The sequence below is a fragment of the Alteromonas sp. Cnat2-8 genome (assembly GCF_022348355.1).
In the GTDB taxonomy this organism is placed as follows: domain Bacteria; phylum Pseudomonadota; class Gammaproteobacteria; order Enterobacterales; family Alteromonadaceae; genus Alteromonas; species Alteromonas macleodii.
Genome location: NZ_JAKREX010000001.1, coordinates 585845 through 608123 on the forward strand (window position 1 = coordinate 585845; position 22279 = coordinate 608123).

15 protein-coding genes are annotated in these 22279 nt (G+C 45.6%); 4 read left to right on the forward strand and 11 right to left on the reverse strand.

Annotated features, from left to right (window positions below):
• Window positions 1-274: 274 nt before the first annotated feature.
• Window positions 275-1501 carry a PQQ-dependent sugar dehydrogenase gene (locus MHN00_RS02505; RefSeq protein WP_239300145.1) on the reverse strand — a complete coding sequence of 409 codons (1227 nt, stop codon included), beginning with the start codon at window positions 1499-1501 and terminating at the stop codon, window positions 275-277.
• 117 nt (window positions 1502-1618) lie between these two features.
• Between MHN00_RS02505 and MHN00_RS02510 the strand changes: the two genes are divergently transcribed.
• The 4 genes from MHN00_RS02510 (at window position 1619) to MHN00_RS02525 (ending at window position 7991) form a co-directional block, all read left to right on the forward strand.
• The gene (locus MHN00_RS02510; protein ID WP_239244971.1) at window positions 1619-2092 is read left to right on the forward strand and encodes a hypothetical protein; all 474 of its coding nucleotides are present in this window, start codon (window positions 1619-1621) and stop codon (window positions 2090-2092) included.
• A gap of 112 nt (window positions 2093-2204) precedes the next feature.
• On the forward strand, window positions 2205-3773 hold the full coding sequence (locus MHN00_RS02515; protein WP_039224530.1) for an AMP-binding protein: 1569 nt from the start codon (window positions 2205-2207) through the stop codon (window positions 3771-3773).
• Between the two features lie 245 nt (window positions 3774-4018).
• Window positions 4019-6898, forward strand: coding sequence for a PAS domain-containing hybrid sensor histidine kinase/response regulator (locus MHN00_RS02520; protein WP_239300147.1), 2880 nt, complete (start codon window positions 4019-4021; stop codon window positions 6896-6898).
• A complete protein-coding gene (locus tag MHN00_RS02525; RefSeq protein WP_075175982.1) occupies window positions 6891-7991 on the forward strand; it encodes an HD domain-containing phosphohydrolase in 1101 nt (366 codons plus the stop codon). Before MHN00_RS02520 ends, MHN00_RS02525 begins: the two co-directional genes overlap by 8 nt.
• A gap of 57 nt (window positions 7992-8048) precedes the next feature.
• Here MHN00_RS02525 and MHN00_RS02530 read toward each other — a convergent pair whose 3' ends face one another.
• The 10 genes from MHN00_RS02530 to MHN00_RS02575 form a co-directional block, all read right to left on the reverse strand.
• A complete protein-coding gene (locus MHN00_RS02530; RefSeq protein ID WP_239300149.1) occupies window positions 8049-9398 on the reverse strand; it encodes a tetratricopeptide repeat protein in 1350 nt (449 codons plus the stop codon).
• A gap of 6 nt (window positions 9399-9404) precedes the next feature.
• Complete coding sequence (locus MHN00_RS02535; RefSeq protein WP_014948290.1) at window positions 9405-10013, reverse strand: energy transducer TonB; 609 nt, start codon at window positions 10011-10013, stop codon at window positions 9405-9407.
• Between the two features lie 3 nt (window positions 10014-10016).
• Window positions 10017-10424 carry a biopolymer transporter ExbD gene (locus MHN00_RS02540; protein WP_014948289.1) on the reverse strand — a complete coding sequence of 136 codons (408 nt, stop codon included), beginning with the start codon at window positions 10422-10424 and terminating at the stop codon, window positions 10017-10019.
• 32 nt (window positions 10425-10456) lie between these two features.
• Entirely contained in the window at window positions 10457-10975 is a 519-nt protein-coding gene (locus MHN00_RS02545) for a MotA/TolQ/ExbB proton channel family protein (protein ID WP_012517279.1), read from the reverse strand.
• A gap of 2 nt (window positions 10976-10977) precedes the next feature.
• Window positions 10978-12342, reverse strand: a complete 1365-nt coding sequence (locus MHN00_RS02550; RefSeq protein ID WP_014948288.1) for a MotA/TolQ/ExbB proton channel family protein — start codon at window positions 12340-12342, stop codon at window positions 10978-10980.
• A 13-nt stretch (window positions 12343-12355) separates the two neighbouring features.
• Complete coding sequence (locus MHN00_RS02555; protein ID WP_014948287.1) at window positions 12356-13114, reverse strand: DUF3450 domain-containing protein; 759 nt, start codon at window positions 13112-13114, stop codon at window positions 12356-12358.
• Window positions 13115-13321: 207 nt separating this feature from the next.
• Window positions 13322-16018 carry a TonB-dependent receptor gene (locus tag MHN00_RS02560; protein WP_039234969.1) on the reverse strand — a complete coding sequence of 899 codons (2697 nt, stop codon included), beginning with the start codon at window positions 16016-16018 and terminating at the stop codon, window positions 13322-13324.
• Between the two features lie 96 nt (window positions 16019-16114).
• Window positions 16115-20185, reverse strand: a complete 4071-nt coding sequence (locus MHN00_RS02565; RefSeq protein WP_101563490.1) for a hypothetical protein — start codon at window positions 20183-20185, stop codon at window positions 16115-16117.
• A 206-nt stretch (window positions 20186-20391) separates the two neighbouring features.
• Window positions 20392-21183: a 2OG-Fe(II) oxygenase gene (locus tag MHN00_RS02570; RefSeq protein WP_239300383.1), complete on the reverse strand. Its 792-nt coding sequence runs from the start codon at window positions 21181-21183 to the stop codon at window positions 20392-20394.
• A gap of 62 nt (window positions 21184-21245) precedes the next feature.
• On the reverse strand, window positions 21246-22274 hold the full coding sequence (locus MHN00_RS02575) for a phosphate ABC transporter substrate-binding protein (protein ID WP_239300151.1): 1029 nt from the start codon (window positions 22272-22274) through the stop codon (window positions 21246-21248).
• Between the last annotated feature and the right edge of the window lie 5 nt (window positions 22275-22279).

The window sequence follows — 22279 nt, forward strand, 5'->3', positions numbered from 1 at the left end:
AGGTATTCACCCGCCTAAACTGTCGTTGTGTTAAAGCACTTACATTTTTAATAGAAAAACGAATTTTAATTAAAAGCAAAATTAAGCCAATAATTTCATGTAGTTAGAAGCAAACCATTTGAAATCAATGACGATATTTAGCTTGAATGGTTTGACCAATAAAGATAAATAATAGTGTTGCACTTATGACAGACATTCATTTTATTTATGGTGCTACCAGTACAAATTACCATCAATTTTGAAACAAAATTTCATTTATTAATGTTTTCTGTACCTAATTTCCTCTTGGCGATACCTCGATCACTCTTCCATTTTCACCATCGGTCAAAAGAAGCAGGTGACCTTGATGATCAAGCGCAATATCCCGCAGCCGTTCCCCAGGTCCCTCAAAAATTTTTGTAGAGATATATTCGTTCGATACGGCTCTAACTGCATACAAAGCTTTGGCTTTCAAGCTGGTAACAAGTAACGTATTAGCTAGCATCGGGAAACGCCCATGGGAATAGTAGATCATGGAGGATGGCGCTATAGAAGGTGTCCAGTCTACAATGGGGCCAGTCATACCCGGATAGGTCGAAAAAGGCGAAATTCTAGCGCCGGAATAGTCTTTGCCTAGTGTAACAACTGGCCAACCATAATTTGCGCCTTGTTGTAGAAGGTTTACTTCATCACCGCCATCTGGGCCGTGCTCATGCAAAAACAGGTTGCTGTCACTCCCCTTTACAAGCCCTTGGGGATTGCGGTGTCCAATACTAAAAATAAAGGGGTTATCAGGAAAAGGAGGGTTGGCCAACGGCTTGCCGTCTATTGTGAACCCTAGCACTTTTCCTAGTTGTGAACTGATAACTTGCGCTTGCTCGCGATAATCAAAGCCATCTCCTGTCGTAACCAAAAAGCCCTGTTTTGTGTGTAAAGCACTGCCCTCTAGTTGAAGCAGTTTCCCACCGTAGTGCACAGGCGTGTCTTTGGCTTGTGCCAGTGCTAACACTGGCTGAATGTTAGTAATGCCAGAAGTAAGGGAGAGCTGTCCTTTTACTATGGCAAGACGGTTTGCACTATCGTTCCCCTTGGAATAACTCAGCAACACGGTTCTGTCTTCAGGGAATTGCGAGGGTATAAGAAGATCGAGTACGCCTCCTTGCCCTTTGGTGTACAAGTCATCGAGCATTAAAGAAAACCGCGCACTTTCCCCCTTATTGTCAATAATTACCAGCTCACCATCTCGCGTTACTATCAATATATGGGTGCTTGCCTGAGCCTTATCGATAACCGTCGTTAAGGCCTTGGGAAACGCCAGTGAGCTAGCGATATCTTCTGTCATGACATGCTGGTCAAAATTTTCATAGGCCGTTAGATTTGAGCTACCTGCTTCACGTTGCTCAGTATTAGATGCGTGCTTTTGAGTGAGTTCAGAGGCAGTAGTTACGGCAAAAGCAGGAGCCAAAGCAGCTCCCAATAAAGAAAAAGCCAGTAAACTGATCATCGTACGCCATGACTTCATTGTGATTGTCCTCTTTTACTTAACATACTATGGTATACCCAATTGCCACGCTCAAACCATTTGAGGCCTGTTGAGTTTTGTTCTAATGCACTGTGCGACAAATCTTGGACTACAAAAATGAACAACCTAATACGACGCACTATTTTCCATTTTTTACCATCATGGGCCGTCGGCTTTCTACTAGCAAGTACGTTTCACTCGTGTGCCGTTTTAATCGGACTCATTCGAATTGATGTCGATATGAATCCAAGCGATTGGTTTTTTATGATATGGCAAGATGCACTAGGCCTTTTGCCTACTTACGGCGTGATTATTGCCGTTACCTTATTGTTGGCGTTCTTGGCGACACATTTCATTGTTAGACGTCTTAATCAAAATGCTAGTGGCTCTACCAACCGTACCCGATTTATTCTTTTCACAATAGCGGGAGGCCTGTCGTTCTTATTAATGCTCATTGCCATGCAGCCCATATTGAATGTGACCCTAATTGCAGGCGCTCGCACTACCTTAGGACTTACCGCACAATGCATGGCAGGCATCTGTGCTGGTGGGCTATATAGTTACTTAAGTAATAGTTCTACAAACAATTGATAACTAAAAATTATAATACTAAATAACCCAACCCTGATGTAAATGAAAAGTTAAGTTTGCTACTGTAAGGCATAAACACCCTACTTACTTTGCCCTACTAGGAACAAGCAACATGATAACTTATCCTGATAACGTGACCTGCTTAGCCGATTATATTGAAAGCGTTTTGCAAAAATTTGCCGACAGGCCAGCGTATACGGCGCTTGGACAAACACTTACATTTGCCGAGATAGACCGTAAGTCATCAGCGTTAGCCCGCTACTTTGTTCACGAAGCTAAATTGTCTCCTGGTACCAAAGTCGCCATACAACTTCCTAATTTAATTCAAAACCCTATTGTTGTTTATGCTGCCTTACGCGCAGGCCTTGTTGTAGTAAATACAAACCCGCTTTATACCGAACGCGAGATGAAGCACCAGTTCACTGATAGTGGCGCGAAAGCTCTGGTTATTCTGGGTGATTTGCTCCCCAAATTCACTAGCATAAAAGATGATACTAGTATCGAAACCGTTATCACCACATCGGCAACAGAGCTTTTAGACCCTAACACTGCACCAAATCTTGATGGTACGGTTTCATTCACACAAGCAGTGGAGCTAGGCAATACACTGCCTGCATTTGAACGTCCTTCTATTGCTCTAGATGAACTTGCCATGTTGCAATACACCGGTGGTACTACTGGGGTATCGAAGGGCGCAGCCTTAAGTAATAAAAACGTTTTAGCTAACTGCATCCAAATGCTCGACCGTATTGGTGAGGGCTTCAAAGATGGTGAAGAAGTATTGGTATGCCCATTACCGCTTTATCATATTTATGCATTTACGGTTGGAATGATGGCGCTCTTTGCCAAAGGTACTCAGATAATTCTTATACCCAATCCACGGGATATCGACGGTTTCATTCAAACACTCAAGCCCCATAAAATTTCAGCATTCATGGGGATCAACACCTTGTTTGTTGGTCTTGGGAGACACCCTGAATTTGCAAAGTTAGACTTTTCTAAATTACACCTCACAATGTCTGGCGGCACCGCACTTACTCAAGCCGCAGTATCTATTTGGCGAGACGTAACCGGGAACACCATCACCGAGGGCTATGGGCTATCAGAAACTGCGCCAGTTGTATCTTTTAACATTCCAGGTAAAGAAGAGATCGGCACGGTGGGGCACGAACTAGAAGGCACTGAAGTTGCGTTACTGGATAGCCATGATAAGCCGGTGGCCGATGGTGAGTCGGGGCAAATTGCAGTTCGCGGACCTCAGGTTATGCTGGGTTATTGGAACCGAGACGACGAAACTGCCAAAGTCATGACCCAAGATGGCTTCTTTAAAACCGGGGACATTGGCATTCGCACCGAATCTGGGGCAATTAAAATTGTAGATCGTTTAAAAGATATGATTATTGTCTCTGGCTTTAATGTCTATCCAAACGAGATTGAAGATGTACTTACAACTCACTCTAGCGTGATGGAAGCCGCAGTTGTGGGTAAACCCGATGAAAAGACCGGTGAACGAGTATGTGCATTTATTACTGTTTCAAGCGATGTATCGACACAAGACGTCATTGATTTTTGTAAACAGCACCTCACAAATTACAAGATCCCTAAGTCGATCACGATACTTGACGAGCTACCAAAATCTACCGTCGGAAAAATTCTACGTAGAGAGCTTCGTTCGGCTTAATGACTCCCCCACTTGCGCCGCACATTCAGCGCGGTGCTTAATACCTAGTTTTACGCGTTTTCCATTGAAAAATCAGGTTATTGCTACCAAAGGATAATCTGATTTCATTGGAAATAAGCGCGGTACAGACTATAACTTATCTATACCCCATTCACTTTTGTTGCACATATGCAATTTTTGACATTGTCTGTCAAAACTAGCCGTCGTTCTGTCCTGCAATTCAACATTGTTGTAGGAGAGTTCACATGAGCGCGCAGCTTTTACAGCGGCAGGCCATGGATAAACACGGCATTGTTGCGACAATGGACGTAAACGGTAAAATTCTAAGCGCTAATGACAAGTGCAGCCAACTATCTGGTTTTTCAATTGACGAGATAATTGGGGAAAATATCTCCGCATTCGATATTACCAATATGTCCGAGCAGGAAAAATCAGATATTTTTGTTTCGCTATCTCAAGGCCAAACCTGGCAAGGCGAAGTACATAGTCTGACTAAGTTGGGCGAACCTTGGTACGTATTTGCCACTCTGGTTCCCGTCATTAAGTCGCCGCCGCGGGTAGACCACCTAATTGCTATTGCCACCGATATATCAGAACAAAAGCGATTAGAGACGAGACTTTCCGAAGGGCGCGCGTTCTATCGAAGTATCACTGATAGTATCGGCGAGGGTGTGTATGCCGTAAACGGTGAAGGTACAACACAGTTTCTCAACCCCGCTGCCTCGCGATTATTAGGGTGGTCGCTTGACGAATTACAAGGCCGACGTTTCCACGACACGGTCCATTATCAAAAAGGGGATGGAACTCTCCTTCCTAGAGAGCAATGTCCAGTTAACCTCACTATCCGAAGCGGTCAGTCTTACACGTCTTATGAAGACTTCTTCACCGATAAACGGGGCCGCCTTTTTCCCATATCTATTGTTGCGGTTCCTCTGCTTGATAAAGAAGGAAAGCCCGATGGACACGTGGGCGTATTCAACGACATAAGCGGTCAAAAAGCTATAGAACAAAAACTCCAAAAGGCGTATGACGAAGCCCAAAGTGCTAACAAGGCAAAAAGCGACTTCCTTGCCACAATGAGCCATGAAATAAGAACACCGATGAACGCCATTATCGGCCTCACTCACCTTGCCCTAGAATCCACCGACAATGAGCAACGTCAGCAATATTTAGAAAAAGTGCAGCGTAGCTCTACAGCATTGTTAGACCTGATGAATAGCATTCTCGATTTTTCTAAAGTGGAAGCAGATAAAATAGAGATAATTGATGAGCCCTTCACCTTAACAAAAACCATCGATAAACTCGCTCAAGTCTTTCAAGTAAAGGCGCAACAAAAACAGCTTCAGTTGCTTTTCGATATTCGGTGTCATACTAATTTGCAATGCCGTGGCGACAGCGAAAAGATATACCAAGTACTGCTCAACCTTTTAAGTAATGCTATAAAATTTACCGCCAGCGGCCACGTAATACTGACGGTTGAAAAGCGCGAAAATCAGTTAGCATTCAGTGTTTCCGATACCGGTATGGGTATCAGTGAGCAAGTAAAATCAAAACTTTTCAAAGCCTTTGTTCAGGCTGATGCATCCATTTCCAGAGAGTATGGGGGAACCGGCCTTGGCCTTGCGATATGTAAGCGTCTGGTTGAACTGATGGGTGGTGACTTAACCTTGGAAAGCGAGGTAGACAAGGGAAGCTGTTTCTCCTTTGCATTGCCTGTCTGTTCTGATGAAGGCCCTGGTACAGGCCCTCAACTTCCCGTATCGGTTCCCGACAATGTACTGTGCATTCAAACACACGAAAGCGTGAGCCAAGGATGCGAAATACTTGCGGCAACATTGAACAGACATAACATTCACTGCCAAATAATCGACCAGGTTGAAGGGCTATTGCCGAGTAAAGCCTCTCAAACTATCGCATTTCTACCAGATGATGAGCAAAGCTGGAATAGCTTCATTAAACACATGCAGTTTGGTGAATATCAGTCGCTAAACCTTACTACATTAATCAGTCCCCTCAACAAGCAAGACGTACAAAAGCGAATGGGAAGTGCCCTTGTTCAAAATATAAATATCATTGAGCTTCCGTTTACCGACACAGAACTTATTTCAACACTATCTCCAGCTCAACTATCACTCAGTAAGCGGACACTAGAAGGCCTTGAAAGTCGAAAATGGCGAACCAGGCGCCTTTTAAACAAACATGTGCTTGTAGTAGATGACGACGCAATTAGTGTAGAGATTAGCCAGCAAATACTTTCTGATCTAGGTATTAATGTTGCTGTTGCTTCATCGGGTGAGCAGGCACTTGCGTTATGCGAAATGAGCAAATTTGACGCTATACTCTTGGATTGCTACTTACCCGGCGTATCGGGCTATGAAGTTGCAGAACAACTTACCCAGAAAAAAGACTGGTATACGCCAATTATTGCGCTTAGTGCCGATGAGTCTCAGGAGGCTTCTGAAAGCGCGCTTACCGCCGGTATGTGTCAGCACTTGGTTAAGCCCGCTACCGCGGATGAAATCGTTCATACCATCGATATTCACATACATTCAGGCTACATTGAAATAAACCCTCCGGACGAAATGAGCCAGTTTATCTCGTCGCTGCTAACGTTTTATAAAACCTACAGCCAGCGTGGTGTTATGTCTGACTTGCTCGATATTTTTCATACACAGACGAACACGTCGAAACTGTTAACCTCTCTGCTTGAAGATGCTCAGCTTATTGGCGCCACAACGCTTGAGCAAAGCCTGCTTCCTCTTATAGAAGCACAAGAGAGAAATGAAGCTGTTAATGCAAGACACGTAACAAACTTATCGTTTCAGCTAGATGCAACGCTACGCCTAATTGCTCACACTATCGATAAAAACGACACCGACAACATGCATCAAAGCGGTACGAACTTCGATAAATCCTCCATGCTATCGACCCTACGCAACGTTGAGCAGGCGCTTCAATCTTATGACGCGAAAGCGGTTGAATACATCAACGTATTGGCAGCCAATTACAGCGAGTCGGTCTATGCACATAAGATTAACCGATTGAAACAGCATGCTACCATTTACGATTTCGAAAGTGCTCAAGCGGTTATTACGCAACTGATAGGCGATATTACCGATGAATAATCAACGTAATGAAGCACATAGGTTTAGCATATTAGTGGTTGATGATGAGCCCGCAAATATCGATATTCTATTAGGCATTTTAGGCCCTTACTATGATGTAAAGGTTGCGCCTTCGGGAACAATAGCACTTAAGATTACCCAGCAGTTTACTCCCGACCTTATATTGTTAGATATAATGATGCCCGGTATGGACGGGTTTGAGGTATGTAAAAAACTCAAAGCTAACGAGGCGCTTAGCCATATACCCGTTATTTTTGTTACAGCCTTAACTCAAGGAGAGGACGAAGAAAAAGGTTTCAAACTAGGTGCAGTAGACTACATAACCAAACCCGTATCACCGAGTATCACCCTCGCTCGCGTTAAAACCCACATTAGTTTAGCCCATCAAATGCGGACGGCTGAAAACCTTGTAGCGGCGCGTACTAAGGAACTAAGTAAAAGCCAACAAAGCGCAATCAGCATGCTAGCTGCCGCTGGTCATTACAATGATACCGATACCGGTCATCATATTTGGAGGATGGCAGCTTACAGCCAATGTCTTGCTCTGGCTCACGGTTGGCCTTTCGAAAAAGCGTGCCTGCTCGCGCAAGCTGCTCCAATGCATGACACAGGCAAAATAGGTATTGCAGACGCAATATTAAAAGCACCTCGGCGATTGTCATTGAGCGAAATGGAGGTTATGCGCTCTCATGCTGAAATAGGGCACAGAATACTGTCTCAATGTGATACCCCGCTCTTTAACCTCGCAGCCGAGATTGCTTTATGTCATCACGAAAAGTGGGATGGCACAGGCTATCCAAGAGGATTAAAGGAAGAGGCGATACCTGAAAGTGCACGTATCGTAGCTATCGCCGATGTTTTCGACGCCCTTACAATGAAAAGGCCTTATAAAAAAGCGTGGGCTGACGATGATGCTTTTGATCATCTTAAACGAGGTTCAGGCCAGCACTTTGATCCCGTATTGGTCGACTGCTTTCTTTCAATAAAGGAAGAGGTTTTAGAAACCAAACGCTATTGGAACCAGTTAGAGGCAGAAGGAAAGATGGCCTCGGTGTCTGACTTATTGCCTCAAGTACTTTTCCCTAGCGCATAAAAAAGGGTCGAATATTATTCGACCCTTTTAAATGATGTATTAACGAAAGTACGATACTTAACTTGTACCTAGCTCAGCTGCAATGGCGTCTGCCTGACGCTTTTCGCCCTGCACAAACTGCTTCCATTGCTGTGCCATGGCACGACTTTTCTGATGCTTTTCTGCTTCAGCTAGCTGATTAAGCGCAAGGGCATATTGCTTCTTGTTGTAAAGTGCCATGCCTTTAATCAGGTAAACCAAACCAGGGTTTCTCAAATCGCCCTTTTCAACGGCTCGGTCTGCCGCAGCAATTGCATCGTCGAAACGCTCTTCATTAAGAAGAATTTGCGCTAACTGTGCATCTAACTCACCGTCTTCAGACAGTTCAGCCGCTTGCATCATAACGGGAATAGCTTTGTCTTGCTCTTTAGCAAGTGACCAGCTTTGGCCTAAGAACTTAAGGTTGCGCAAGTTTTTCTCTAGCACGCCGTCGTTCATCGCCTGCTCCATCAACTTAGCGCCTTTGTAAGGTACGCGATGATAGTAATAAAGCTGCGCCATGTTAAACACATCAGCGGATGTATTAACGAACCCGCGCTGATAAGCGGTTTCCATAATAGCCAACTGCTTGCGCTCTTCGCCTAGCTCACCGTACATACCCGCTAGCTGGATCCAATACTTAGGCTCGTCAAATAGCTTCACCATTTTAACCAGAACGTCTTTAACCTTTTGAGGCTGCTTGAGTTCATAGAAAATAGCACGCTGAAGAATTAACCACCCTTCATCGGGGATCATGCCTTCTGCTTCGTGGTCGGCAACGGCTTCAGAAATCCACGTTGCGGCTTGCTCGTACTGCTTATTCTGATAGTACGCTTGGGCCTTGATGACTTTGTTTTTCACCGGCACAGGGCCCGCATTAAGACTTTCCCAACGCTCTAAGTAAGTGATGGTATCGTCGTAATTACCCTGCATAAGGTTAAGCTGCGCCAAACTGAAAAGTGTAGTCATTTCGAACTTTTCAGGAATAGGCTGTTGCTCTACTACCTTGGCAAACGACTCCAACGCTTTTGCATAGTCTTCGTTGTTGTAATAAATGAAGCCGAAAAAGTTGTACATCATCGCTTTTTCGTAGGCGTTCATAGAATGAGACTTATCTTCCACTTCTTTCAAAATGGAAATAGCTTCTTCTACATTGCCCGCTTCATCAGCTGCCGTTTGTGCACGGGCTAGCTGCTCGTAGACTTTACCGCGAAGCGTAGGCACGCGACGGGTTTGCTTATCGCTAGCTTTTATCTCTTGTCCATCTTGCTGCTCAGCCTCTTGCGCTGTAGCGTTAGAAGCAATGAACATAGTAGGTACAGATACTGTGGCCGATGCAAATGCAAACGCCAGTGCACTAAGCAATGTATTCGTCTGTTCTCTCATCATGTTCTGTTACCCGTCAATTTGGAACGTAATACGGTTTTGTACACCAGACACTTCCGTTGCTTCGCCATTTACCACTCGAGGCTTATATTTGAACTTCATTGCCGCATCAATAGCCGCTTGTTCAAAAATACCTGAAGGGTTAGCTTCAACAACAATTGGGTCGCGTACTGCGCCTTGTTTAGTTACTGTAAATTCAACAATAACGAAACCTTCAATACCCCGTTGAAGTGCACGTCGTGGATACACTGGCGCAACCTTAACAATAGGAAGATATTCACCGTCACCGGATTCGAGGGCCAACCCGCCTTCTAGCGAGATGTCGTCTCCGACTTCAGCACCAAAGTCCATCGACGTACCTTCTGCATCTGGAGAAGGCGAGTCCATTTGAGGCTGCTCCATTTGCGGTGGCGGCTCTTCAGGCTTAGGTGGCTTCTTCGGCTTACGATCTTTTTTCTCAACCTGTTCATCCTGCTTAACCCTTACGAAGTCAAGCACGCTTCCCTTAGGCGGCTCAGTTAGTGCGCTGCCACCCATCTTGATAAGCGATTGCATCAAGAAGAACAGGCCTAACGTGATCGCAAGGGAAATAACAAATGCGATTAAATATCGTGGCATGATTTATTGCTCTTGGGCTGCAATCGAAACATCGTAAACGCCAGCGGCTCGCGACGCGTCCATAACCTTAATCAGTGTTTCTGTTGTGGCTTTTTTGTCAGCCTGAATTACAACAGAACCCTGTGGGTTTTCTGCGCGAAGACGCTCAATGTTCGCTTGCACTGCGCGAACGTCGATACGGCGCTTGTTAATCCAAATTTCGCCTTTATCTGAAATAGCGATAAGGATATTAGCGCGATCCTTTTTCACAGCAGTTGCTGCTTCTGGACGGTTAACATCGATACCCGCTTCTTTCACAAATGACGCAGTCACAATGAAGAAGATCAACATGATAAATACAACGTCCAGCATGGGCGTCATGTCGATGGCTGCTTCTTCTTCATCGACTAAGTTTTGAAAGTGCTGCTTCATAATAAATACCTTACCTTAACGCTTAGCTAGCATTAACGTTGAATAATCAATGCATCCTCAAGATGCGTGCGTTCTGATTTCACCATACGAGTTAACCAGGTAGCGGCGAATACGCCTGAAAGTGCGCCAACCATGCCCGCCATTGTGGGGATAGTGGCTTTCGATACACCTGACGCCATTGAACGAGCATTACCTGAGCCCGCAATCGCCATTACATCGAACACTTCAATCATACCGGTAACCGTTCCCATCAAGCCTAGCAGCGGACAAAGCGCAACCAGTGACTGGATAATTGGGATGCTGCCGTTTAGGCGCATGGTTAACTGTGAAATTGTTTTCTGACGAACCTGCTCTGCGAACCAAGAAGAGCGATCGGCACGTGCTGTCCACATTGCTATCGCTTCTTTCTTGGCTTGCTTGTGCCAAACCATCAGATACATCGCACGCTCGAGGATCAAAAGCCACATAACGAATATCAGCAGACCGATGACCAGGAGAACCTGGCCACCTGTTTCTGTGAAATCGCGAATTGCTTCTAGAAACTCGATCATGATTAGCCTCGCTCAGCGCGCTCTGCAATTACGCCAGACGCCTGTTCTTGTAGGATGTACACAATGTTCTTAGAACGTGTGTTAAGCATTGCATAAAGCAGTGTCATTGGAATCGCTACAACTAGACCTAGTACTGTTGTTACAAGTGCTGTTGAAATACCACCTGCCATCAGTTTCGGGTCACCCGTACCAAACAAGGTGATAGCCTGGAAGGTGTTGATCATCCCGGTTACCGTACCTAGTAGACCCATAAGCGGTGCTACAACAGAGATAATCTTAATGATAGTTAGGTTACGACCTAACTTAGGCACTTCGCCCAAAATCGCTTCTGTAAGGTGAAGTTCAAGTGCTTCAACGTCGGCGTCTGGGTGCTCGTCACGTACTTTAAGTACACGGCCAAGCGGGTTGTTTGTGTTTACTTCTTTGCTCTTAAGCTGTTTGTTCACTTTCATGCGAATAAGCGTCAGCGTTACAAGACGCTCAAGGGCAAGTAGAAGACCGAATGCACCAACGATAAGAATGATGTAACCTACAACACCACCCTGCTCTACACGCTCTTGAAGGTTAGGCGCTTGAACAAGAAGACCTAGGATTGAACCACCCGTTGGGTCGATACCGAACTGCACTAATTCACCGCTTGATGCTTGTAGTTCAGCAGCAGAATCCATGTAACGGTCAGCAGGCTGACGTACAAGTTCAGATACTGTGCCTGTTACACCGTTGTACTCTAGGTATTTACCATCAGCAACAAGTGCAAAAGGACCTACGCGAACAACAGACTTATTCACTTTTTCACCGCCTGCTTCAACAACGTCTGTCTTGAACGTAGTGACTTTGCCGGCTTCAGTCATTTCACGCTGCATTTCAAACCAAACGCGCTCAATTTCTTCAATTGATGCAAGTTTTGAGCTTGAACCCATGTCTTGTGCCATCTTATCAAGGAAGTCAGCACGGCCAGGGATTTGTGCAGAAACCACTGAGTTATAGAATTTGTTTTTGGTGTCGCCAGCGATTTGCTGAAGCACACCGAATAGCTCTTTAAGTGAACCAAGACGTGTGTCTAGTGCACCGTTTAAGTCAGCCAGTTTGAATTCGTTTTCTTCGAACTGAGTTTCAAGCTGCTCTGATTGTGCAAGCATTTGGTCGCGCTTTTCACGAGTTTCGCGAAGAATGCGATCTTGCTCTGCACGTTGCGCTTGGAAATCACGCTCGCGCTGTTTGTTTTGCTGAGACTGTGCGAACTGACCTTCTTCTAGTTGCTTAAGAAGTGCGTCTAAGTCCATGGCACGGTCGCTTTGTGCGAAAGCACCAACGCTGATGCTAAGGGCTGCTAGACCAACAGCGATACGTTTTACTGTGTTAAACATTCTCATCAACCTCTTAGTCTGTAATTGCCACTGGCAGCATTAGCAAGTCTGGTGCAAGTTGCTTCTTCGCCATGCGCAGACCTTTTGTAATTTGTGTACGGTAGCTGCTATCAAGCTCTTCCCACTGACGAGTTTGCTTGTTCCAAACACCCTGCATGCTTGCGTCACGTGTTTGATAAATTAGCGCTGTGCGACCAAGGCGTAGGAATTCAACGTCACGCTCTTGACCGTTAATTGAATGAATACCGCTGTACGCTTCCATAGTGCGGCCGTAGTCCATCTCTACTTGATACGCTTCCATTACGCGGCGGAATTTCTCAGACGCAGCAACGTCGGCACGGTCCATCATAGCGCGAAGGTCAGCAACGCGATTTGCGCGCTCTTCTGGAAGGAATGGTACGTCTAGCGCAACAAACTGCTCTAGGCCGTCAATCATGCGCATCATTAGTGGCGTGATTTGACGCTCAACAACAGACACTTCATCGATAGCAGCATTTAGGTCTGCCATTTCTTGTTCTTGGTTATTGATTTGCTTACGAAGCTGAGTGTTATAAACCTCAAGGCCTTCGATTTCTTTCATCAATGTTTTGAACTGTTGAAGTTTGCTGTCGATTTGATCGGTAATACCGTTAATCTTTTCTTGCGATTTCGCCGCTGACTCGTTTATTTTCGCTGCCTCATCGACAACGGGTTTTAAGACTTCATCGTCTTGTGCAAGCACGGGTGTCGCTGCTAGCGCACCTGCCACAAGCAAGGCATTGATAAGCTTCATACATTCAAACCTTTAAAGTTAAAAGAAATCGGTTGTATCCGACTATAAATTTCTGCGCGTAGGATAGGAGTTTTCTGTGACAGTTTTATTACGAAACTGTCATAAATCGATGACTATTGTCACAAATAGAAAAGCCCGGCAGGAAAACCGGGCTTTAGATGATTGTTGCTGCTCTCTTTTTGAAGAAGCAGCACTGGCTGTATTTTCTTAGAAGTTATAAGTAATTGAAGCGTTTATACCTGTACCTACGCTTAGCTTACGCAGCGTAAGACCTTCTTGCTCAATTTCTTTCTCGTCGTTGAAAATGTTTTGCACACGTAATTTAATTGTAGTGTTGAAGTCTGGATAGTAAGTATAAACAGCATCCAATGAATGGAACGGTTTTTCAATACCATCTTCAAAACCACGTACGCCAGGCGCAATGATACGTTCACCGAATGAGTTATAGACTAATGACGCTGAATGCTCACCGTTATCAGAATCCCAACCTAACTGAAGGTTAGCAACCCACTCAGAGTGACCTACTAGACGACGTTTGTCGTTAGTAATGGTCGCCGTGATAGTACCGCCGTAAGCTTCACGTGCCTGCTGAGAGAACAGTGATTCTTGATCGCCACTCCCAATGGTTACTTCTGAGTCAGAAAGCGTCATGTTTCCTGATACAAAGAAGTTACTGAAGTTATCCCCAATAAAGCCAAGGTCGTGCAAGAATTCAAACTCGATACCGTACAACTCACCTTCCTGACCGTTCGCCGTCAATAGCTGAGGTACACCTTCACCGCCGTCAAACTGCACCATCTCGATAGGGTTTTCCATATCTTTATAGAAAAGTGCAACAGACAAGTTGTTACCTTGTGACATATACCACTCCCAGCGGAAGTCGATATTCGTCAATTCAGTTTCAACCAATGAAGGAGAACCACGTACAAGGAATTCTGTTAGCGGGTCGATAAAGAAGGTTGAGCTGATATCACGTAAGTCAGGGCGAATTAGCGTCTGGCTGATGTTAAAGCGATATTGCATTTCTTCACTTGGGATATAAGTGAAAGCTAATGACGGTAGTACATCAGATTCATTGTAGATGCTGTCAATGATGGCATCTGTGTCGTCAGCAAACTTATCCGAGTGCTCGATAAATGGAATCGATACTTGCTGGAAGTCTTCATAACGAGCACCGCCACTTACGCGGAACTTCTGGTTGAAGAATGCATCAACCATGAAATAGCCTGCGGTAAGTTTAGTTGCCGCTGAGTACTTATCACCTGCACCTGTATTGTCCTGAAACACAGAACGACCCGTTGAGCTGGTGTAGAAGTCGTCGTTATAGATATTTTCTTGTGAGAAAATTTCATTCAAACGGCTACCTTCTTTAAAGTCAGAAGAAATACCAAAGTGACGCACCGCTAAGTCAATATTGTTACCGTCACGGGTTTTGTCGTAGTAATCCATACCGGCTTTAAGTTCAACGTCGTAGCCATCGCCGAAGAACGCGGTAGACACGTTGAAGCCATAGGTATCAGACTCATCATAAAGCACCTGATATTGGCGGTTAAGGTTAGTTCCTGGCGTATCATCAAGACGCTCAAGCTCTAATGCCCCCGACTCATCGTAGAACTGCTGGAATGTTACTTCCATGATATCTGGCGCTTCACGAGACGCACGGCTAGTTCCCACGTACCAATCGAAAAACACACCGTCTAACAAGTTAAGGAAGTTGTGCGTGCCTTTAAGCTGTGAAGAAACCATTTCACGCTCTTCGAAAATGATATCCATGCGGCGGAATTCTTCTACGCCAGGGTTAGATTCACTTTCGTCGAAGTAGTATCCATCGCGAACACGGTCACGCATGTCGTGAAGGATCATGTTCACAAGTTCTACTTTGTGGTTGCTGTTGTACTCGTAACCCACGTTGAACATACCGCTCCAACGCACGTTTTGCTCAGTTGACACCATGTCGCGATATTTAGTGAAACGTGGATTTTCCTGACCACCACCAATATCGTTACCTAACATCTCTTCGGCAACTGTCCATTCGTTGCTGTAAGAAACCGTTGCAAGGAAACCAAGTACAGAGTCGTTGTCGAAAACGTAATTGTTACCAATAGTCGTACCCAAGCTGAAGTTCGGGTCTACAGACTTTTCGTCTGGGCCGATGTCCCAGTTAAATGAACTAAGGATATCCTGCGTTTCAGCCAGTGTTCTTGTACGGTCACCCTCGAAGCCTGCAGAACCATTTGCAGCAAGACCCGAGCTGATAATGTCAGGCAGTGCACGAGTTCCGTCATCACGACCTGTCCAATCATCGCCGCCACCAGAATAGAAAACACCGGTATCGCTGTTCTGCGTATTCCAACCGCCACCTGCACTTACGTTGAATACAAACTCAGATGGGATTGATTTAGTACGAATGTTTACGTTACCACCACCAAAGTGACCAGGCATATTGGGTGAGTAAGATTTCTGAACGTTCAGGCTTTCGATGATACTTGATGGGAATAAATCAAGCGGTACAACCGAGCGCGTAGGATCCGGACTTGGTACCGTCATGCCATTTAGCTGTGTGCTTGAATAACGCTCACCTAAACCACGAACGTAAATAAATTTACCGTCAACTAGCGTAAGACCTGTTACACGTCGAAGTGCAGCAGCGGCATCGCCGTCACCGGTACGAGAAATTTGTTCTGCGCCAAGAATATCAGCAACGAACGCCTGATTTTGACGCTCTTGTAAAACCGCCGTTGCGGTTCCTTTAAGTCGCGTGCCCGTAGCAACGACTTCTTCAATTACTTCGTCTTCTGACTGCTGTGCTACTGCTGATAACGGTAACGCGCTTGCGCCAAGAATGGACGCGATAGCCAGCGAAAGTCCACCGACTTTAAATGCTGACGTTTGATTGTTTTTCATTGTGTAACTCCTAAGAAACTGTAATCAGGTAGCTGCGCTTACACAAAAGCTAAGGCGTAAAAACGCCTTAGCTTTACTGTGTCTCGCATTCACTTATTAGTCTTGAAGACCAACAGTTACCCAACCCAGTGTCCAGTCAGACTCACCGTCGAATGCACCTTGGAAGTCTGTGCTATCAAAGAAAGCGTCCAAAGTAGAAGCGTCGAAGCCTGAACCTAATAAAACTGAATTGCTTGCAGGTACGAAACCTGTTGAATCAAAGCCAAGTGCTGCAGTTTCAGCAAGAACGCTGTTGCCATCTTGACCTTCAAACCACGCTTGCGTGCTGTCTGTACCAATTGTATCTGAACCAAATGCGCTCGCAGATGAACATGCTACTGTTGAGTGCGTCACAGTTAGTGAACCTGCTGCTGCGTTAGCAATTGATTCATCACCATTCACTCGTAGGCAGTTGCTGTAGTTTGCGCCACCGGTAACCACTAGGTTTTTGATTGTTCCCGCTGTACCGTTGCGAAGACGTACACCGTTTGTATTGTCTGCACCTAAAATTGTTACGTTAGATACTGTTGGTGTCGTCAATGGTGTCCACGCAGGGTTATCTTCGTTATTGTCAGCTTCGAACGCATTGTCGCCGCCCGCTGCATCTTGCTTGATAACTACGTACTGCGCCTTACCTGTCCAACCGAATGACCAGTCTAGAGAATCATCACCGATAGCAGTTAATACTAAGTGACTTACGTTTACTGTACCGCCGAAGAACTCAACGCCATCATCTAGGTTTTGGTGAACTTGGATGAAGTCAACTTCAGTGCCGCTACCTACACCCGCAAATGAAATACCGTTTAGCTCATCACCTGCCGCAAGTGCTTTACCTGCGTGCTTCACGATAACGTAGCGAAGCGTACCTGAGTTATCTTCACTGTCTGCTCCACCGTATAGGCCTGCATCACCTTCTGCGGCTACACCACAGTTAGCCAGTTCAGCTTCAGACGTATCACCGTCGTCACCTGTGTTACATAGGTTTGTTGGTGCGTTACCTAAGATAACTAGACCGCCCCATTGGCCGATGGCTGTTTCGCCGCCAGTCATATCTTCTGAAGATGTGAAGGTAATTGGCAGTGTTGCAGTACCAGACGCTTCAATCTTAGAGCCACGACGAACAACTAAGAAATCATCACCATCTTCACCGAATACTGTAGTACCGCGCTGAATGTAAAGTGAAGCGCTGTCAGCGTTGTCGTTACCTACCGCTGTACGACCTTTAATTAGCCAGTGAGCATCGTTAGTTAGCGATACATCAGCAGTAAACACGGTGTCAGTAGCAAGCTGATAAACAGGCTTGTCAGTAATATCTGGGAAGCTAGCAGACACGTCGGTCGCCAAGCCTTGCTCTAGTGCCGTTGTAACGTCAGCAGGAATGCTATCGTTTACCGCAACAGTCCAACCGTCCATCCAGTTGTTGTCACCGTCAAATGCACCGATATAGTCAGTTGCTGCGAAGAAGTCATTCTCTTCTGATACATCAACGCCCGCACCAAGAAGTGGTGAGCCAGAGCGAGGTGTAAAGCCATCGTTAGAAAGCATTAGTGCATCAGCGGTAAGCACGCTGTTACCTGTTTGGCCTTCGAACCATGTTTGAGTAGTACCACCACCGATAGCGTCTGAACCAAAGTTATTACCTGCTTCACAAGCAACCACTGAATGTTCTACAGAAAGCTCGCCAGATACAGCATTAGCAATCGACTCGTCGCCGTTAACTCGTAGGCAGTTAGAGTAGCCTTCACCAGCTGTAACAACTAGATTGCGGATGTTACCCGCAGTACCGTTGCGTAGACGAACGCCGTTAGTTGTGTCAGCGCCAACGATAGTCACGTTAGAAATAGTAGGCTTAGTGAGTGGAAGCCACGCTGGGTTGTCTTCGTTATTATCCGCTTCAATAGCGTTGTCGCCACCAGCAGCTGATTGTTGGATATAAACGTTTTGCGCGTTACCTGTCCAACCGAAAGACCAATCTAGCGAGTCATCACCGATATCAGTAAGTACAACGTTACGTACGCTAACTGTACCGCCAAAGAATTCAATACCGTCATCAAGGTTTTGATGAACTTGAATGTACTCAACTTTAGTACCTGAACCGATACCTGCAAATGAAATACCGTTTAGCTCGTCACCCGCTGCAAGAGCGCGGCCTGCGTGCTTAACTACTACGTAGCGAAGTGAACCTGTGCTATCTGCAGGGTTATTACCGCCGTAAAGACCCGCGTCACCTTCAGCAGCCACACCACATGAAGCAAGTTCAGCGTCAGAGGTATCTGAATCGTCACCGGTATTACATAGGTTAGTTGGTGCATTACCTAGAAGTACGATACCGCCCCATTGGCCGATACCCGTTTCGTCACCGATAAGGTCTTGTACAGAGGTAAACGTGATAGGTGCGCTTGCTGTACCGTTAGCTTCAATCATTGAGCCACGACGTACTACCAAGAAGTCATCACCTTGCTCACCAAACACAGTCGTACCTTGTTCGATGTATAGTGTTGCGCTGTCTTCGTTATCGTTACCTACTGCAGTACGGCCTTTAATTAGCCAGTAAGCATCGTTAGTAAGTGTAACGTCAGATGTGAATGTGGTGTCAGCAGCAATTTCGTAAACCGGCTTGTCTAGGTCGAAGTCAGCCGATACGTCTGTTGCTAGACCCTGTGCAAATGCGTTTTGAACGTCAGTTGGGAAACCGCCGTTTACGCCTACCGTCCAACCTACAGTCCAGTCTGTGCCGTTAGGATTGAATGCACCAATATATTGACCGCCGCCAAGTGCTACAGGAGAAGAGGCCGTTGGGAAGTAACCGTTGTCTTCAAGCATTAATGCAGACGCAGCTAAAACGCTGTTGCCATCTTGGCCTTCAAACCATGCTTGAGTAGTGCCACCGTTAATGGTGTCAGAACCAAAGTTGTTCGCAGGTGTTTCACACGCAACAATTGAATCAGTGATAGAAAGCTCGCCCGACTCAGCGTTAGCAATTGCTTCATCACCGTTTACACGTAGGCAGTTGTTTGCAAGTGCAGAACCCGTTACTAGAACGTTTGAAAGCACGCCCGCTGTACCGTTACGTAGACGTACACCATTGGTGTTGTCTGCACTAACAATAGTCACGTTTGAAATAGTTGGCTTAGTTAGCGGCAACCAAGACGGATTATCTTCGTTGTTATCCGCTTCGATTGCGTTGTCGCCACCGTCAGCTGACTGTTGGATATAAACGTTAGTAGCGCTACCAGTCCAGCCAAATGACCAATCTAGTGAATCGTCACCGATATCAGTAAGTACAACATTACTTACGTTAACTGTACCACCGAAGAATTCAATACCGTCATCAAGGTTTTGGTGAACCTGAATATAGTTAACTGTGGTGCCTGAACCGATACCAGCGAATGAAATACCGTTTAGCTCGTCGCCTGATGCCAGAGCTTTACCCGCATGCTTAACTACAACGTACTCTAGCGTACCTGAGTTATCTTCTGGGTTATTACCGCCGTAAAGACCTGCATCACCTTCTGCAGAAACACCACAGTTTGCAAGTTCTTCGTCAGACGTATCTGCATCGTCACCCGTATTACAAAGGTTAGTTGGTGCGTTACCAAGTAGAACTACACCGCCCCACTGACCGATTGAAGTTTCTTCACCAGTAACGTCCTGTACCGATGTCATCACGATAGGCGCTGAAGACGTACCAGATGCGTCAATTTGAGAGCCACGACGAACAACTAAGAAGTCATCGCCGTCTTCGCCGATTACTGTAGTACCTTCTTGAATAGTTAGTACCGCTGCATCAGCGTTGTCGTTACCAACCGCCGTACGACCTTTGATGATCCAGTGAGCATCGTTCGTTAAGGTCATATCTTGAGTGATAGTTAAATCGGTATCTAAACGATAAACAGGCTTATCTGTAATCGTTCCTGAGAATTCGCTTGATACGTCTGTGGCAAAGCCTAGAGAGAACGGCGTATCTACATCAGGGGTAGTCGGTGTTGTTGGTGTTGTAGGTGTAGTTGGTGTTGTTGGAGTTGTTACTACTTCATCACCTTCATTAATATTGATGTCACCGCCACAGCCTGCAAGGACAAGCGCAGTCGTGATAGCACTTACCTTAAATATGTTACGAATTTCCATTAAATTCTCCAGATTTTTGTAATACGGATTCTAAGGTTTGCTAGAGAGTAAAGGAGATCGGTGACATTTTTGTTACAAAGTAAAAAACTTATCGAATTTATTTGAACTTTTTCAGCTTTGAACTAAAGCCAGCGTAAAGCTATTACTTTTCAATTAGATAAAACAAGATTGATTAAAAATAAAACTAAAAGCATGGCCTGAGGTGTTTAGTTTTTCGTTCTAAACCATTTGGTTATGACAGTTTTGTGACCACGAGTGACAGGTTCTGCGAAATGAATACTGTTAAGGTTGGGGTCGCCAGAGGGCAGCAAATTATTCCAAAAGAGTGCCATTCCCTTTTTCGGTCTTACTGCAATATCTAGCTTGGTAAAGCGAGTGTGACCGCCGTCACATTCATCATTCAAGTAAATCATGCATGTCCACGTTCGCTGACCACGCGATAGACAATGCGCTTTGTACTGCGGGCTTCCTGGAGGAAAGAAGTCGTAGTGAGGTTTGTAATATTCCCCAACATTGTAGTGCTGGGCCTGAATAACTTCTCCTTCTCCCACGCCCAAACTAAGGGTTGAAACAATGCGACTATCAACGTCTTTGACTAGCTTATTACCGAGAAAGGCTAATTCACATGTTGAAGAGGTTCTAATGTCATCAGCGCTAGCGGCTCCTGCCAATTTAGAGGGCGCGAGTTTATCTTTGGTCAGCGCAACAATGTCGTCACACTCTTGGCTGCTCAAGAAGTCATCGTACGCAAAGAGCTGAATGTCACTGGGCTCGGCAAGTGGCTTAGCCTGTTCCACGCGGGCGATAGCACTTTTTGCTAGCTTCTCGTAGAAACTTGAAGAGGGTGAAAACTGATAATTAGTGGGCAAATTGGCGCCGAGCACTTTTTTAATAGTGTCGGGAGAAAAACCGTTTTCCGCTAGGGTTGTCACGATAGTTGGCACAGCTGTCCCTGATAGCAGGCATTTGACAACCCATTGTTTCCACGCTGGCGGCATATACGACACAGTTTTATCCTTTGCTTTTAACGGCGAGTGATGCGGCTTCTACTTTCGCTTTTCTATTCCAATAATCGACGCTGGCGTACCAGTACGTCTTCACGAATGGGGAAATATCCGTCTCTTAACACCTGCTGCTGCCCTTCCTGTGACAAGATATAGCGCAAAAACTCCCTTTCCAGAGTAGGTAAAGGCTCACCGGGCTTTTTATTTATCACTAAATAAAGAAATCGGGCAAATGGATACGTTTCGTTGCGCACCGTATCAATAGAAAGAGGGATCAAGCTGTCTAGCGACTCACCTAAAGGCAGAGCGCGAACTCCTGCGGTTTTATAGCCGTAAGCGGCATAGCCAATCGCGCCTGTACCGCTGGCCACGGACAATACTACAGATGCAGAGCCAGGTTGTTCGTTTACCGTATTCTTAAAGTCACCATCGCACAGCGCCATCACTTTAAACAAGCCGTAAGTACCTGATACTGAATTTCGACCGTACAGTCTGATAGGAGAACGATAGCCTATATCGTCAACGCCGAGCTGAGACCAATTGGTAATGGCTGTATTGCTGCCACAAAACTGGGTTTCAGAAAACACCGCGTCAACTTGCTCAAGGGTCATACCCGGCAGCGGATTGCGTCTATCCACAAAAATGGCGATGGCATCCATTGCCACTTTTAATACCGTAGGCGGGTAACCGTGGGTTCGCGTAAAATCCCGTATTTCACTGGGTTTTAATTCTCGGCTCATAGGGCCTATGGTGGCAGTACCTTCAATAAGTGCCGGCGGAGCGGTAGATGAACCGGACGCCTGTATTTGAAAGCCTACCTGAGGATAGAGGGTTTTAAACTCCTGTGACCAAAAGGTCATTAAGTTTGCCAGCGTGTCTGAACCAACTGAGGATATTTTTCCCGCCACCCCAGGCTTGCGTTCATAGGCAGGCACTTGATAGCTACCAGAAGCAGATGACGAGCTTTGAGTATTTTGAGAATCAGCCAGGGTTCCAAATGGTAACAATAAGCCTATTACTAAAAGTAACGTTGAAAGGCGATAGCGTTGCCCTTTCATCTTGTCATGCTTTTTGCTCACCAACACTTCTC